Origin of the sequence: Geobacillus sp. G4, assembly GCF_040327975.1 — a bacterium.
GTDB classification, from domain to species: Bacteria; Bacillota; Bacilli; order Bacillales; family Anoxybacillaceae; genus Geobacillus; species Geobacillus thermoleovorans.
This window is the reverse complement of sequence record NZ_JBEPJY010000009.1, coordinates 1-15,400: the sequence shown is the minus strand read 5'-3', so window position 1 is coordinate 15,400 and position 15,400 is coordinate 1. Positions and strand designations below refer to the sequence as shown.

Sequence of the window (15,400 nt, the reverse complement as noted above, 5' to 3'; positions counted from 1 at the left end):
ACGGTAGACAGGAATTTTGCATTTCAAGGACATAGCCGCTAAACTGAAAAGAAGAAACGGGCTGTCGGAAAGTCCGTCCGACCCCGGACAGATGAGAAAGGAGCGACCATGATGAAAACGACGGTTGTATGGAACGGAAACATGTCATTCAGCGGCCAAAGCGCTTCCGGTGTGGTGATTCCGATCGACGCCGCGAAAGACGTCGGCGGCAACGATTCAGGCGCTCGGCCGATGGAGCTTTTGCTTCACGCCTTAGCCGGCTGCACCGGCATTGACATCGTTTTGATCTTGCGGAAAATGCGGCTTGATGTCCGCGCGTTTTCGATGGAAGTCGAAGGAACGCGCGCCGATGACCACCCAAAGCGGTTTACAGAGATTCATATTCATTACGCGCTCGAAGGCGATTTGCCGGAAGACAAGGTCGTCCGCGCCATTCGGTTGTCAAAAGAAAAATATTGTTCCGTTTCCCATTCGTTAAATGCCGCCATTACAGCGAGCTATTCGATCAACGGCGTGCGCGGGAAGGAGACGATCTAACAAGGAGAAGGGCTTGACGTTCATGGCCGTTTCGCGTGGCATAGCGTCGAATGACAATACGATGAAAAAGGTGTTCCGATCGTTTGCGGAACACCTTTTTTGTGTTAGAACGGATAACGGCGATCAGTCGTTTGGATGGACACCCTGCCGATCCGCTTTCCTTCGAGTTATGCCCGATAGGCGGCGCGCAAAAAAACTTTGTCCTCATACTTGACACATCTCTTTTAGTTGTTATAATTTTTAACATAAATACGTTATGTTTTATTACACAAGAAACGGTTGAGGGGGGCGGCGGGAAACATGAAAAAAATTGAAGCGATCATCCGGCCGGAAAACGACCGGTCATGCGTCGTTGTTCATCACCCAACTGCTTGGCGCGTTGACAGTCATCGTTTGGGGCTTCGTCAGCGGTGCGCTCATCGCGAATGTGTGCGACAGCACGGTCGGGCTCCGGGCGACAGAGCGTGAGGAAGAAGAAGGTCTCGATATGGCGTACCACGGCATTCCGGCTTACAATGAACTCGAGCGGTTTGCCGATCTCCCGGGCGGGTTGTACGATTTTGAGGAGACGACCGGCATTCGCGTTGCTCCGTTAAACAAGAAAAACGCGGTCGGTTGAACGCTCTCCCACCTACGCTTGTGCTTCGAGGTGGGAGATTCTTGGGAACACCCGCCCCACGGCAGGCTGTCCACCGAGCTAAAAGGGAAAGGCTGTCCGATCAACAGACTCTATCGGGCGGTCTTTTTTGTTTCTGTTGTTCTCAACAGTCAGTTGTGAATTTACAAAATATTTACGAGAAATCATCCTTTCTGCTCTATCATTGTACTGACTCGCAAGGATATAATGGGAGTGAACGAGAAGGCGAGAGAAAGGGGAACCGGGAATGAAGAATTCCAAACGATGGGGAAGACGGGTGCTATCCGCATTGGCTGCTGCAGCGGTGCTGGCCGCGGCTCCAGTTGGGGCGGCAGGGAACGGGAAAAGCAAGGGGAAGCCGCCTGCTTCTTCGCACCGTTATATTGAGGTGCAGCTGTTAGGCATTAACGACTTCCACGGCCAGTTGAATGTGACGAGAAAAGTCGGCGGGCGGGAAGTTGGACGGGCTGATTATTTAGCCGCTTATTTGAAACAGCGGGAGGCGGAAAACAAAAATACGCTGCTCGTCCATGCCGGCGATGCGGTTGGCGCCAGCCCGCCGGTATCGGCGCTGCTAGAGGACGAGCCGACGATCGAAGTGCTCAATAAGCTCGGCTTTGACGTCGGCACCCTTGGCAACCATGAGTTTGATGAAGGAGTAGCGGAAATGCTCCGCTTGATCCATGGCGGATATCACCCGGCGACCGGCGATTTCGCCGGAGCAGATTTTCCGTACGTGAGCGCCAACGTCGTTGATGCGCAAACGGGAAAGCCGATTCTCCCGCCATATGTGATTAAGCGGGTCAACGGCATGCCGATCGGATTGATCGGCGTCACGCTCACGGAAACACCAACGATTGTGACGCCAAGCGGCGTCGCGGGAGTCAAGTTCATCGATGAAGCAACAGCGATTAACAAAGCGGTCCGGGAACTGAAGAAAAAAGGGGTGCAAACGATCGTCGTTCTCGCCCATAACCCAGGCGTATCCAATCCGGATGGGACAAACGCAAGCGGGGAAATTGTCGATATCGCCAAAAATGTCGATGATGAAGTCGATGTGATTTTCGCCGGTCATAACCATGCCTATTTAAATGCGGTTGTGGACGGCAAGCTGCTCGTTCAGTCGTATTCGTACGGCACGGCGTTTTCTGATGTCGATTTGAAAATCGACCCGCGTACGAAAGACGTCGTCGCCAAAAAAGCGGAGATCGTGACGACCTATCATGACGGCATCACTCCGGACCCGGAAATCCGTGCCCTCGTCGAAAAATATGAAGCGAAAGTGGCGCCGCTTGTCAATCAAGTCGTCGGCACAGCGACCGAAACGATCACCGATGAACAAAACGAAAGCGGCGAGTCCGCCTTGGGCAATTTGATCGCCGATGCCCAGCGGGCGGCGATGAAAACCGATTTTGCCTTTATGAACCCGGGCGGCATTCGCGCCGATATTGAACAAGGCGAAGTGACGTGGGGCGAATTGTACAACGTTCAGCCGTTCAACAACCAGCTCGTGAAAATGACGCTCACCGGCGCGCAAATCCGCCAGCTTTTGAATCAACAATGGCAGCCAACCCAAACGCGCATGCTGCAAATCTCCGGCCTCCGCTATACATGGAGCGCCAGCAAGCCGGTCGGAGAAAAAGTCATTGACATTCAGCTTCCTGACGGCACACCGCTAAAACCGGACGCCGAGTACACGGTGACAGTCAACAGCTTCCTCGCCGACGGCGGCGATGGGTTCACGGTGTTGACGCATGGGACAAACCGCGAGGTCGGCTCGGTCGATTTGGATGCCCTTGTCTCGTATATTCGCGGTCTTGAGCAACCGTTCTCAGCACGGATCGAGGGGCGGATCAACCGGCTTCCGTAACAGGTGTTGACCGAGGAAAAAGGATGGAAGGGCGAACGGTCGCTTATCTAATGAAGAAGGTGTCCCCAAAAGACTCGGGACACCTTTTCTTTACTCCTAATGGGCGGGCTTGCAGCCGCTTGTGCTTGGACGATCGAAAAAAGATCGTTCAAGAGAGTTTTTCCGCAGATCAAGATGCTTTTTGCTCGAACAGCTTGATGATCTCCACGATCACTTCGGCCGCTTTCACCATATTGTCGGCGGAAATGTATTCGTAGCGGCCGTGGAAGTTTTCGCCGCCGGCGAAAAGGTTCGGCGTCGGCAGCCCCATGTAGGAGAGCTGCGACCCGTCTGTACCGCCGCGGATCGGTTTCACCTTTGGTTCAATGCCCAAGTTCGTCATCGCTTCGTGGGCGATGTCAACAATGTGGCGCACCGGCTCGATTTTTTCGCGCATGTTGTAATATTGGTCGTTGATTTCGAGAGTGATTCGGTCGTTTCCATATTTTTGCGCAAGCGAAGCCGCGATCTCTTTCATTTTCGCTTTGCGAGCCTCAAACTGTTCGCGGTCAAAGTCGCGGATGATGTAATGAAGCTTCGTTTCCTCTACACTGCCTTGGAACGAAAGCAAATGGTAAAACCCTTCATATCCTTCCGTATGCTCAGGCGCCTCATGGGCTGGCAACTGCTGCTCGAACTCCATGGCGATTTTGATCGAGTTGATCATTTTTCCTTTCGCTGTGCCCGGATGGACGTTTTTGCCTTTGATCGTGATTTTCGCTTCGGCAGCGTTAAAGCTTTCATACTCCAATTCGCCAAGCGGCCCGCCGTCGACCGTGTAGGCAAATTGGGCGCCGAATTTGGCAACGTCAAATTTATGCGGCCCGCGGCCAATTTCCTCATCCGGCGTAAAGGCGACGCGCACTTTGCCGTGCTTGATTTCCGGGTGTTGAATGAGATAGTTCATCGCGGTCATAATTTCGGCGATTCCGGCTTTATCGTCAGCACCAAGCAGCGTCGTCCCATCGGTCGTGATGAGCGTATGCCCTTTGTAGTGAGCGAGCTCCGGGAAATCGTTTGGCGACAAGATGATGCCTTGTTCTTTGTTTAACACGATGTCCCCGCCGTCGTACGAGTCAATCAATTGCGGGTTGACGTTGGCTCCGGTAAATTCCGGCGCGGTGTCCATATGAGCCAAAAAGCCGATCACTGGCACGTTTTTGTCCGTATTGGCCGGCAACGTCGCCATCACGTAGCCGTTGTCATCGATCGTCACATCTTCCATCCCGATCGCCTTCAGCTCTTCGACGAGCATTCTCGCCAGCTCCCACTGTCCCGAAGTCGATGGGCACGTATGGCTGTTTGGATCGGATTGAGTGTTGACTTTCGCGTAGCGGATGAAGCGTTCGATGAGTTCCTGTTTCATTGGTTCATCTCCTTATGTATAAGTTTTTCTGGATCAGCGAATCATTCCGCCGATGCAGTGAGAAAAAAGAGGCGGTTTCCGTTTTATTTTACCATATGCGGCTTCAAACGGTAAAAAAGAGGGGACCATTTCCTACTTGGCGCTATGATGCCCCAAAGTTGGCGTACGGACGCTGCCATTACAGGCGCCGGCGGCAGAGGACGGTTATGGTATAATGAAAAGGCCAGTGTCTCGTCAGAAACGCGAAAGTAGGTGCTTCCTGCCTCGTGCGGATGAAACAAATGGAAAGGAGAAGCCAAACCATGTCATTCAGCTACGTGTCTCATCTGTATTGTCCGAAGTGTGAACGTACATACGATGTCGACCAAATCCATCAACTTTGCGAATGCGGTTCGCCGCTTCTTGTCGCTTACGACTTGGAGGCGATGCGCCAAAAAGTCAAGAGGGATGTGCTGAGGGAACGTGAAGCGAATTTATGGCGTTATCATGAGTTGCTGCCGGTAAAGCATCCTGAACATATCGTGTCGCTCGGCGAAGGGATGACGCCGCTTGTGCCGATGCCGCGCTTAGGACGGGAAATCGGCATTGAAGCGCTCTACATGAAAGACGAAGGGGTTATTCCAACAGGGACGTTTAAAGCCCGCGGCGCGGCGGTTGGGATTTCTAAAGCAAAGGAATTGGGCGTCAAACAGCTCGCGATGCCGACAAACGGCAACGCGGGAGCGGCGTGGTCGCTATACGCGGCGCGGGCGGGCATTCAGGCGACAGTCGTCATGCCGGTTGAGGCGCCGGAACTGACGCGAAAGGAATGCGCCATCGCTGGGGCGGAATTGTATTTCGTCAACGGCCTCATTAGCGATGCCGGGCAAATCGTCGCCAAAGCGATCCGCGAATACGGCTGGTACGATGCGTCGACGTTGAAAGAACCGTACCGGATTGAAGGGAAGAAAACGATGGGGCTGGAGATCGCCGAACAATTCTCGTGGCAGCTCCCGGATGTCATTTTGTATCCGACCGGCGGCGGCGTCGGGTTGATCGGCATTTACAAGGCGATCAAAGAACTGCAGGCGCTCGGCTGGGTGGACGGCCGCATGCCGCGGCTGGTCGCTGTGCAGGCCGAGCATTGCGCGCCGATCGTCAAGGCGTGGAAGGAGAAAAAACGTGAATCGGAGTTTTGGCCGAACGCCCATACAGTGGCGTTTGGCATCAATGTGCCGAAAGCGCTTGGCGACTTTCTTGTTCTTGAGGCGGTGTATGAGACGAACGGCTGCGCCATTGCGATCAGCGATGAGGCGATTTTGGCCCAACAGCAGATGGTGGCGAAACTGGAAGGGGCGTTCATTTGCCCGGAAGGAGCGGCGGCGTTTGCGGCGGCACGAACGTTGCGCGAGAGCGGTTGGATTCGTGATGGGGAGAAGGTCGTCGTATTAAATACCGGAACCGGGCTGAAATACGCCGATACAGTGGACGTCCATCCGCCGGTGCTCGAGCCGGGGGATGAGCTGCTAAGGAGCGGACGATAACGGAAATATGGCACTGAAAAACGAGGGTTCTTGATCAAAGAGCCCTCGTTTTTGTTAGTCCGTTCAGAAAAGCAGTAAGGCGATGCCGAGTGGTTACCAAAAGCGGAATCGCGCCGCCGATTCGGCAAACCGCTCCTCTTTAAACGGATTGGCGGTCATCGAATAACCGCGCTCTTCCCAGTAGCCCGGCTCATCTTCCTTCATAAAGCGGATGCCGGACGCCCATTTCGCCCCTTTCCATAAGTAAAACGTCGCCGGCGGAATGAAACGGAGCGGATAGCCGTGCTTCGGCGAGATGTCCTGCCAGTCGTGATGCTTGTCTTTCCATCGATAGACAAACAAGGCATCATCGCCCATCAGCGCTTCAAGCGGCAAGTTCGCCGAATAGCCGAACCGGTCGCCGTTTAAATATCCGTAAATTTTCACGTATTTCACATCAGGATCTAGCTCCACAAAGCGCAAAAACTCGCGGAAGGCGATGCCTTCAAACGTCGTATCAAATTTCGACCATGTCGTGACGCAATGCATATCGACGGTGGAAATCGTTTTCGGCAGCGCCATCACTTCTTGATAGGAGAAGGAGACCTCCTTTTTGACCTCGCCGAACAATCGAAATTCCCATGTCGCCTCATCAAATTCGTACACGTCCCCTTCATGCAAAATCGGCCATTTTTCGGTTTCAAATTGGCCGGGAGGGAGTTGTTTCGGCATGGTGTGCTCCCCTTTCTATGTATTCGTTTATGTATACCATGATAAGGGGAAAATAAAGCGTGTGCAACTTGGCTATGGTTTTAATGCATCACAATATTGAGGACAGTCATGTAAGAATGGAATAATTTTCTTCTTATTGCACATCGTATTCAATAGGGATTTCATGGCCAAGAACAGCTATGGCGGGAGCGTGATGCCGATGGCCGAACAAAGAGAACGATGGCTCTTCCTTTTGGCACTTTGCCTCATCGCCCTTTACGTGTCCCCGCTCTTTCTCCTTGGCGAGAACGCCCATATTCGCGTCCACGATAATTTGGATTCCAATATCGCTTGGTATAAGGTGCTCTCCGAAAGCGGAAAAATCACCGGGCCGCTTGACGCGAAGATTCCGCAAATCGCCAACGGCAAGTTGTCAAGAAATGCCCTCGGTTCGGAGTTGACCGGCATCGTCTGGCTGCACGCGTTATTTCCCACGATGACTGCTTATGCGCTCAGCCAAACGATCACAAGGGTGGTGGCATTTTTGGGCATGTATTTGTTGTTGAAAACGCATTTCCTGCCCGAGCCGCGTTGGATGGCTGTTCGCATCGGCGTGGCGCTCGCATTTGCGCTGACGCTGTTTTGGCCGTCGGGGATGTTAAGCACGCTCGGCATGCCGCTTGCGCTCTGGGCGTTTTTGAGCATCCGGAAAGGCGAGGGGGAGTGGAAACATTACGTCGCGCTCACGCTTCTCCCGTTTTATTCCAGCTTTGTGCTCGGGTTCTTTTTCTTTCTTGCCGCCATGGGCACTCTTTGGCTTTTGGATGTGCTGCGCGGGAAGGGGTGGAACATCCGCTTTTTGACTTCCATCGCTTACATGACGCTGTTGTATTTGCTTGTCGAGTACCGGCTTGTGTACTCGTTTTTATGGGAAGACGAGCCGACAAGCCGGGATGAGTACTTCCATGCCCGGTTGTCGTTTTGGCATTGCGTCCGCTTGACGTGGAAAAACTTTATCCTCGGCCACCATCACGTCATGACCGAGCATACCTTTTTTATTTTGCCGGCCTGGTTGATGGCCTTGTATCTCGTTTTCATGAAAAAACGATGGAAGCAAGAACGGTTATTTCTTTTCCTATTCGGACTGAATTTCGCCCTGTCGGCGTGGTACGCCTTTTGGTTTTATAAAGGGTGGCTGCCGCTTACCGAGCGGTTTCATTTTTTGGACACGTTTAACTTTGCCCGCTTTCATTTTTTGCGCCCGCTTGTCATTTATGTGCAGTTTGCGCTGGCGCTGAAAATCGTATGGCAATACAGCGAAAAAGGAGAAAAGTGGGCGAAGCGGCTGCTAGCGGCCCAAGTGATCTTGGTGTTTTTGATTAACGAAGAAATCGTCTTCCGCTACGAGCCGACGGTGAAGCAATTTTACGCGGAAAAACAGTTCCAAGAAATCAAGCAATACATCGGGCTCCCGGTGTCCGACTACCGCGTCGTCAGCATCGGCATTCACCCCGCCATCGCCCAATACAACGGGTTTTACACGCTCGATACGTACAACAACTTTTATCCGCTGTCATACAAATACGAGTTCCGCAAAATCATTGAACGTGAACTGGAAAAAAGCAAAACGATCCGCACATATTTTGACGAATGGGGCGGGCGCTGCTATATTTTTACAGCAGAACTTGGAAAACGGTATATGTTTACAAAACAGTCGAAAAAACGGCTGAAGAACTTGCAGCTGAATACAGAACAGTTGAAAAAAATGGGCGGCCGCTATATTTTCTCGGCGGTTCCGATTGACAATGCGGCGGAAAATGGACTCGTGTTGGACCGTGTATTCACGTCCGATGAGTCGGCGTGGACGATTTATTTGTATAAGGTGAATTGAAAACAGCGGCTTCTCTTGAAAAGAGAAGCCGCTGTTTTACGAGCCTAGCTACGGGGCTGATCCAACCGCGCAAGTTGCCGGTCGTGCCACCTTGAGAGCAGCCATAGGGCAATCAGTGTCCCAATCAATGTGCATACCATATCCCATTGGGTGTCCCAAATATCGCCTTGTGTGCCCAAAAAGTCTTTCGATGCCTTTCCTCCTTTGGAGATGATGGAGACGAGCCATTCGATGATTTCATACAGGGCGGCGATGGCGAGCGACATGCTTGTGACGATCGTGAAAAGCCAAGGGCCGCGCGACAGCGGCGTTTTCCGCAGTACAATCTCCCTTAGGACGATGGCGAACGTCCCTTTGAGGAAATGGCCAAACCGGTCGTAATGGTTGCGTTCGAAATGGAACGCATCTTTGATCCAGTTAAAAAAAGGAACTTTGGAGTAAATATAATGGCCGCCGATCAACATGAGGACCGCCAGCATGGCGATGATGACATACGACATCGTTGTCAGCCGGAAGCGTTGATACAGGGCCATCACGATCACAAGCCCCACAAGCGCTGGGGCGACCTCAAGCGCCCACACCGCATAGCTGGTTGGACGAATGGCCGACCAAACGAACACAGCAGCGACGATCAGCAACAACAGCCCATGAATGCGGGTTTGCCTTGCTTGTTCCACCTTTTTTCCTCCTTGGAACAGCGAGATTCGTCTATGATCATTATTCGGAAAAACGCGGATTTTATGCGCTTGATGAAAACGTCGGAGTTTCAGCGGGCTATAAGAACCAGAGAGGAAGGGGCCGTGAAGATGCGGCGCGAAGTAACAGGCAAGGTGGGGGGGGGATACCTCGGGTAGGGAAACATTCCTAATTTTCAACGAGGACGCGAATGTATATTCGCATTTGTTTGATTTGATGGTATAATGAAACATGCACAGCCATATGCAGGGTGGGCAGTGGCCACTCCCTGAACGAAAGGGGGTGGTGCTGATGATGTCGATTGCCGACGCGCTGACGCTCATGATTGCGTTTGCGTCACTCATCGTCGCGGTGATCGCCGTATCCAAAGACAAAAAGTAACCCACCCTGCTAGGCCGAGGCGAGGGTAGGTTACGATGCCCGAGGCTTGGGCCACTGCGCTTCTTGCAGCGGCTGTGTATGGACAGGGCATTGGTGGCCGCCAATGCCCTGCTTTATTGTACGTTCCTTCTTCTTTATTATACGCGTATAAAGAAGGGGATGACAAGAACTTTAGAGAAAGGGACAGTGAAGATCGAAAAAAATGAAAAAGAGGGTTGACTCTTTCATTTTTTTATAGTAAATTTTACATTGTCGTTCCGATTCTGAAGGAACTGAAATATAAAGATACAAAAAAACTTGACAAACTTTTGGATTGCTTTATAATAGAAATCGTCGCCATTGCCTAGAGGTGATAGCGGAGGGGAAACACCCGTTCCCATCCCGAACACGGAAGTTAAGCCCTCCAGCGCCGATGGTAGTTGGGGCCAGCGCCCCTGCAAGAGTAGGTCGCTGCTAGGCAAACAACGTGGAGTATTAGCTCAGCGGGAGAGCACCACGTTGACAGCGTGGGGGTCACTGGTTCGATCCCAGTATACTCCACCATCATGGGGCGTTAGTTCAGGGGGAGAACGCTTCGCTGGCAGCGAAGAGGTCAGGGGTTCAAATCCCCTACGCTCCATTGTATGCGGTCGTGGCGGAATGGCAGACGCGCTAGGTTGAGGGCCTAGTGGGGGCAACCCCGTGGAGGTTCAAGTCCTCTCGACCGCATCGCTCCAAACAGCTATGGAGGAGTACCCAAGTCTGGCTGAAGGGGTCGGTTTCGAAAACCGATAGGGGTGTCACAGCCCGCGGGGGTTCGAATCCCTCCTCCTCCGCCATAAATATTGACTTAGCTCAATTGGTAGAGACGAGCACCTGCTTCGTCGAGTCGGCTTCGAGTTGCCTCGACGCATCCTGCTTCCTCGAAACAGCTTGTAGAGGAAGAGGCACAGAGCACAACAATGAGCCACCTTCTTGCATTTATTTTATGCCGACTTAGCTCAATTGGTAGAGCAACTGAATCGTAATCAGTAGGTTGCGGGTTCGAGTCCTGCAGTCGGCATCACGATTACGGAGGGGTAGCGAAGTGGCTAAACGCGGCGGACTGTAAATCCGCTCCCTTTGGGTTCGGCGGTTCGAATCCGTCCCCCTCCATTTTTATTTCTTATAAGCGGGCCTATAGCTCAGCTGGTTAGAGCGCACGCCTGATAAGCGTGAGGTCGGTGGTTCAAGTCCACTTAGGCCCATCTCTTATGTTGGACGACAAGAATGATTCTTGTCGTCTTTTTTGCGTTGTCGCTAAAGGCATAATGTGCTCTACCATCTCCATGGAGAATCCTCTGACTTTTACATGTCAACGAAAGGGTGCCCCCGTTCAGACACCCTCCCTTGGTTTTTACTTGAAAGTGGTTTTAGCAGAGAAACTTCCGCTTCAAACAAAACTAGAAGCCGTTCACGGAACGATAGTCCGTTTGCCTAATGGACGTACTTCCCATAATCAGGGGTAGCGATACGGTCAAAATCACGGGCGAGTTTTGTCAACCCTTCACGCAGCTCTTTGCCGGCGACAGGAGCACCGTGTCCGGTGATGGCGACTGACGGAAAGAGTGCGGCTAACTTGCGCACCGACTCGCGGGCGGCGCGCCAATCGATGGTATAATAGCGCGGCGGGCCGCTGATTTCGATTTGTTGGGTCAACACTTTATACAGTGAATCTTGGCGGACGGTGACGAACGCGTCGCCGGCGATTAAAGCGGCGTCGCGCGGCCGAAATAACGAAATGTGGCCTGGCGTGTGCCCCGGTGTGTGGATCCAGCGAAATTCCGGCAAGTGCGGAACGGTGCCGTCCGCAGGGAGCGGCTGGACGCGGTTGCCTAATTGAATCGGCTCGTTCGGAAAAAACGGCGAGATTTTGGCGATGAAGCCGCCCTCGACGGAAGCGTCAGGTTCAGGATAGCTCGCCTTTCCAGTCAAATACGGCAGTTCAGCCGGATGGGCATACACCGGGACATTCCAATGCTTGACAAGCTCAACAATCGCTCCAACGTGGTCAAAATGGCCGTGGGTTAAAACAATGGCTTGCGGGCGGCTGCCCTCTCCAAACCGTTGTTCCACAACGGAAATAATGTCATCAGCCGATCCCGGCATGCCAGCGTCGACCAATACAAACGCGTGGTCGTCCGGGCGGCCGACAAGACAAATGTTCACGATTTGGATCGTATGGCAGTACAAATCGGGCAGCACGCTGACGCCGACACCGCTTGCCACAGACGTCGCGTGAATAAAATGATAGTCTTCTCCGTAATGCAATGGTTCGTCGGCCATCAAACCCCTCCTTTGAATCGTTGTCCAACGATAGCATGCCGCATCGACCTGTCTCCTATACAAAAGAGCTGCCGTCTAGCTCGACATGGATCGCCAAAGAATGGTACAATAAGGAAAACACAATGGCACAAGGAGGCTACAAACGAATGAGCATTTTGAAGAAAGGATTGGCATTCGGGCTGGGATTGGCGATTGCAAGCAAAGAACAAGTGGAAAAAATCATTGACGAGTTAGTCAAAAAAGGGGAATTGTCGCTTGACGAATCGAAGGAAGTGATCGATCAATGGAAACAGCAGACCGAAGCGCGGAAAACGGAAGTGCAGCGGCTTGTACGCGAGCAAATCAAGCAGGTGATCGATAAACTCGACTTGGCGACGAAAGAAGACGTGCGGCAACTCGAGGAGCGAATCCGCCGTCTTGAAGAAAAGGAACAAAGCGGGCAGTAAACCGATGCGGCCTGTCCGCTCGCTTTTTGCCGCCTTAGGAGAGATGTCTCGATGATCGGAAAACGGATGCGCCATATAGGAAGGTATCACGAAATCGCCGCCTCCTTGCTTCGGCACGGATTCGGGATGATCGTCGATGAACTCGGCTTTTCGTCGTTTCTTTCGTTGCCGCCGCGATGGAAAGCGGAGCAAGGGAAAAAGGAAGGAAAAACGGTTGGGGAGCGGCTCCGCCTTGTGCTTGAGGAGCTCGGCCCGACGTTCGTGAAGCTCGGGCAAATTGCCAGCACACGGCCGGATTTGATTCCCGCTCCGATCATCAGTGAGCTCGAAAAGCTGCAAGACCAAGTTCCGCCGTTTCCGTTTGCCGATGTCCGCCGGATTGTCGAAGCGGAGTTTGGAAGTTCGCTGGAAACACTCTTTCGTTCATTTGAGGAAATGCCGCTCGCTGCCGCTTCGCTTGGACAAGTGCACCGGGCGGTTCTTCCTTCCGGACAGGCCGTGGCGGTGAAAGTGCAGCGCCCGCACATCGCTGCGCGGGTGGAGACGGATCTGGAAATTTTGCAAGATTTGGCCGTGCTGGCGGAACGCCGTCTCGATTGGGCGGCAACCTACCAATTGTCTGAGATTGTCGATGAACTGGCGCGTTCATTACGGCAGGAGCTGGATTATACAGTCGAGGCGCGCCATGCGGAACGGTTTGCACGGCAGTTTGCCGGCGATTCGTCGGTGTATGTCCCGAAGGTGTTTTGGGATTATACGACGAAAACAGTGCTCACGATGGAATATGTCGAAGGGATCAAACTCGGGGAGATCGAGCGGTTGAAAGCGAACGGCCACTCCTTAAAAACGATCGCCGAGCGTTTGGCTGAAGCAACCTTTCAACAAATGTTTGAGCATGGATTTTTTCATGGCGACCCTCATCCTGGCAATGTATTTGTTCTTGACGATGGAACGCTTTCCTTCATTGACTTTGGCTTGATGGGCCGCCTTCGACCTCATGTCAAACATCATCTTTCTTCACTCATCATCGCCTTAATGCGGCAAAACACGGATGGGGTGTTGGGTGCGATTTACGGTTTAGGAATTGTTCCTGACGGAGTCGATGAAGGAAAATTGCGCGATGATATTGACGAGTTGCGGGAGAAATACTACCGCGTCCCGCTCGGTGAGATCAGTCTTGGGGAAGCCGTCGAGGATTTGCTTTCGGTGGCGTTTCGCCATGGCATTCGCATCCCAAGCGATTTGACGCTGTTAGGGAAAGCGCTGTTGACGGTCGAAGGGGTCGTGGAGACGCTTGATCCGCAGTTTCGCATCATGGATGTGGCCGAACCGTTTGGGAGAAAGCTGATGAAAGAGCGTCTTCGGCCTGACCGTGTAGCGGAAACGGCGTGGAAACGGATTTTCGACTACGGTGAATGGCTGCTTCGCTTGCCGGACAGCGTAAAGGAATGGACGAAAATGATGCGGCACGGCAAGCTTCGGCTGGAAATCACGGCGCCTGATTTGGAAACGCTGCTAAAGAAGCTCGATCAGATTACGAACCGGCTGTCGTTTAGCATCGTTCTTCTTTCGCTGAGCATCGTCCTTGCCGGGCTGATGATCGCTTCCTCGCTCGGGCGGCCGTCGACGCTGCTGTGGAAGATTCCCGCTGTTGAAATCGGATTAGGCGCGTCCGCTTTTCTGTTCGGTTGGCTGCTTTACTCGATTTTTCGTTCGGGAAAATTTTAGCGTTTGTTGCGCAATGATTTCTTTTTTCGGAGATTCTTGAAAGTTTGATGCAGTCCGATCCATGAAAGGGGCTGACCCAAAAGGCGATCTCTCCTCAAGAAAGACACAATATATAGTGTGACAGAGAAGCGGATGGTGCTTATATATAGCGATGAGAGAGGGTGTCCCAGTCCTTTTGGGACACCCCCTTTTTTCATCAATAATAATAAATTTGCACGAAGCACGTTTGTTAAGCCATGCTAGACAGCTTGATGGGGTGGAAAGCCGGTGGGGGCGCCGGAATAAATTCCACACTTTGAATTATACTAACAGTGCTGTCTGAGACTGCGTTTAGGGAGTGGGAAATGGGTTAGGGAGGATCGATGATGACGGTTTCTCTTCCTGTTGTTTGGATGGTGGAACTGGCAGCGGTCATGTTGAGTATAGCGGGAAGTTTTTGGATCGCCAAACGGCATATACGGAGATATGCGGTTTTGTATGCATTCAGTGCGGTGACAGGCATCGTTCTTTGCCTTGCGTTTGTCTATGCAGGCTTTTACTCCTTCCCTGTTAAGCTCGTTCCTTATACACCGATTCCGCTCGTTGAAATGGCAACCGTCATTCCGTTTTTCGTTTTGTTTGGAGTCAAGTACAGTCCGGAAAGCTGGGCATGGAAGTTGCCGTTTTACTTTGCGATGGTGCAGTTGATTATGTTGTTCGAGTTGGTTGCTCTTGTATCGCCGCACCCTCTGATTGATTATAAGGAACAGTGGGATGTGTGGGATTCATACACCGCCTGGTGGCTGTATTTGCTTTTCTTTGAGTGGATGGGCGGAAAAATCGTCCCCCAAAAAGCGCGCTCTCCGCTTGCGGCTTCCTCTTTCCGCTACGGCCGGTGGGGATGGATGATCGTCCATGCGATTGCCATGACTACCGTTTTTTTAGCTGGGGTGTACGCCGGGTGGAACATAAAATAACTGGCAGCAGGCCATCCATGTTCGGACAGCCAGCAAACAGAATGTCTGGATGCGGACGAGAAAGCGGATCGATGCGTAGGCGATGAATATGATGTTCAAGTTTGCGTCTGTTGTGGCCGGCCTAGGGTGTGTGGGCGCTGTGCAAAAAAGATCGATGATTTTTTCCTTTTTCTATTGGCTGGGCAGGATTTTGATCTGGCTGGAGCGAAACTATATAGATGCAACGAAATCGTTTCACATATCCTTGACGGAAAAGTGGCTCATCCATTTTTGACTGTCGAAGGCAAGCCATAGGCTTGCCTCCGTCACGCTAAGGCGTGACGGAAGACCGAACAA

The 15,400-nt window shown here is 52.4% G+C and carries 13 protein-coding genes, 7 tRNA genes and 1 rRNA gene; 17 read left to right on the top strand and 4 right to left on the bottom strand.

All coding sequences use genetic code 11. From position 1 onward, the window contains the following. The first annotated feature begins 111 nt into the window (after window positions 1–111). From ABS784_RS11865 to ABS784_RS11855, 3 genes are all read left to right on the top strand, one after another. Window positions 112–537, top strand: a complete 426-nt coding sequence (locus ABS784_RS11865) for an OsmC family protein (protein WP_011231257.1) — start codon at window positions 112–114, stop codon at window positions 535–537. 310 nt (window positions 538–847) lie between these two features. Next, window positions 848–1,156 carry an ammonium transporter gene (locus ABS784_RS11860; RefSeq protein WP_020279617.1) on the top strand — a complete coding sequence of 103 codons (309 nt, stop codon included), beginning with the start codon at window positions 848–850 and terminating at the stop codon, window positions 1,154–1,156. A gap of 265 nt (window positions 1,157–1,421) precedes the next feature. Beyond that, window positions 1,422–3,044, top strand: a complete 1,623-nt coding sequence (locus ABS784_RS11855) for a bifunctional metallophosphatase/5'-nucleotidase (protein WP_352512580.1) — start codon at window positions 1,422–1,424, stop codon at window positions 3,042–3,044. A 169-nt stretch (window positions 3,045–3,213) separates the two neighbouring features. Here the strand turns inward: ABS784_RS11855 and pepT are convergent, their stop codons facing one another. Then, window positions 3,214–4,449, bottom strand: coding sequence for a peptidase T (gene pepT, locus ABS784_RS11850; RefSeq protein ID WP_011231254.1), 1,236 nt, complete (start codon window positions 4,447–4,449; stop codon window positions 3,214–3,216). 302 nt (window positions 4,450–4,751) lie between these two features. Here pepT and ABS784_RS11845 point away from each other — a divergent pair, with 302 nt between their 5' ends. After that, window positions 4,752–5,972 carry a threonine synthase gene (locus ABS784_RS11845; protein WP_352512578.1) on the top strand — a complete coding sequence of 407 codons (1,221 nt, stop codon included), beginning with the start codon at window positions 4,752–4,754 and terminating at the stop codon, window positions 5,970–5,972. 93 nt (window positions 5,973–6,065) lie between these two features. Here ABS784_RS11845 and ABS784_RS11840 read toward each other — a convergent pair whose 3' ends face one another. Next, entirely contained in the window at window positions 6,066–6,683 is a 618-nt protein-coding gene (locus ABS784_RS11840; RefSeq protein WP_044731374.1) for a sulfite oxidase-like oxidoreductase, read from the bottom strand. Between the two features lie 199 nt (window positions 6,684–6,882). Here ABS784_RS11840 and ABS784_RS11835 point away from each other — a divergent pair, with 199 nt between their 5' ends. Continuing rightward, window positions 6,883–8,553 (top strand): DUF6044 family protein, encoded by a 1,671-nt coding sequence (locus tag ABS784_RS11835; protein ID WP_015374881.1) that lies wholly within the window; start codon window positions 6,883–6,885, stop codon window positions 8,551–8,553. 44 nt (window positions 8,554–8,597) lie between these two features. Here the strand turns inward: ABS784_RS11835 and ABS784_RS11830 are convergent, their stop codons facing one another. Continuing rightward, a complete protein-coding gene (locus ABS784_RS11830; RefSeq protein ID WP_042381123.1) occupies window positions 8,598–9,230 on the bottom strand; it encodes a DUF2238 domain-containing protein in 633 nt (210 codons plus the stop codon). Window positions 9,231–9,540: 310 nt separating this feature from the next. Between ABS784_RS11830 and ABS784_RS11825 the strand changes: the two genes are divergently transcribed. The 9 genes from ABS784_RS11825 to ABS784_RS11785 all read left to right on the top strand — a co-directional run bounded on the left by ABS784_RS11825 (window position 9,541) and on the right by ABS784_RS11785 (window position 10,856). Then, entirely contained in the window at window positions 9,541–9,630 is a 90-nt protein-coding gene (locus ABS784_RS11825; RefSeq protein ID WP_021322622.1) for a putative holin-like toxin, read from the top strand. Between the two features lie 342 nt (window positions 9,631–9,972). Beyond that, window positions 9,973–10,089, top strand: a 5S ribosomal RNA gene (rrf, locus tag ABS784_RS11820). Window positions 10,090–10,098: 9 nt separating this feature from the next. Next, window positions 10,099–10,173, top strand: a tRNA-Val gene (locus ABS784_RS11815). A 4-nt stretch (window positions 10,174–10,177) separates the two neighbouring features. Continuing rightward, window positions 10,178–10,249, top strand: a tRNA-Ala gene (locus ABS784_RS11810). A gap of 6 nt (window positions 10,250–10,255) precedes the next feature. Further along, a tRNA-Leu gene (locus ABS784_RS11805) sits at window positions 10,256–10,338 on the top strand. 17 nt (window positions 10,339–10,355) lie between these two features. Then, window positions 10,356–10,448, top strand: a tRNA-Ser gene (locus ABS784_RS11800). Between the two features lie 151 nt (window positions 10,449–10,599). Further along, a tRNA-Thr gene (locus ABS784_RS11795) sits at window positions 10,600–10,672 on the top strand. Window positions 10,673–10,682: 10 nt separating this feature from the next. Continuing rightward, window positions 10,683–10,764: transfer RNA gene (locus ABS784_RS11790), tRNA-Tyr, on the top strand. A gap of 18 nt (window positions 10,765–10,782) precedes the next feature. Further along, window positions 10,783–10,856: transfer RNA gene (locus ABS784_RS11785), tRNA-Ile, on the top strand. A gap of 229 nt (window positions 10,857–11,085) precedes the next feature. On the opposite strand, the gene ABS784_RS11780 is transcribed toward ABS784_RS11785, so the two are convergent. Then, a complete protein-coding gene (locus ABS784_RS11780) occupies window positions 11,086–11,934 on the bottom strand; it encodes an MBL fold metallo-hydrolase (protein ID WP_042381124.1) in 849 nt (282 codons plus the stop codon). Between the two features lie 146 nt (window positions 11,935–12,080). On the opposite strand from ABS784_RS11780, the gene ABS784_RS11775 reads away from it, so the two are divergent. From ABS784_RS11775 to ABS784_RS11765, 3 genes are all read left to right on the top strand, one after another. Further along, entirely contained in the window at window positions 12,081–12,380 is a 300-nt protein-coding gene (locus ABS784_RS11775; protein WP_011231247.1) for a phasin family protein, read from the top strand. A gap of 51 nt (window positions 12,381–12,431) precedes the next feature. Beyond that, window positions 12,432–14,108 (top strand): ABC1 kinase family protein, encoded by a 1,677-nt coding sequence (locus ABS784_RS11770; RefSeq protein WP_011231246.1) that lies wholly within the window; start codon window positions 12,432–12,434, stop codon window positions 14,106–14,108. 365 nt (window positions 14,109–14,473) lie between these two features. Beyond that, entirely contained in the window at window positions 14,474–15,064 is a 591-nt protein-coding gene (locus tag ABS784_RS11765; RefSeq protein WP_033012734.1) for a CBO0543 family protein, read from the top strand. Window positions 15,065–15,400 lie beyond the last annotated feature (336 nt).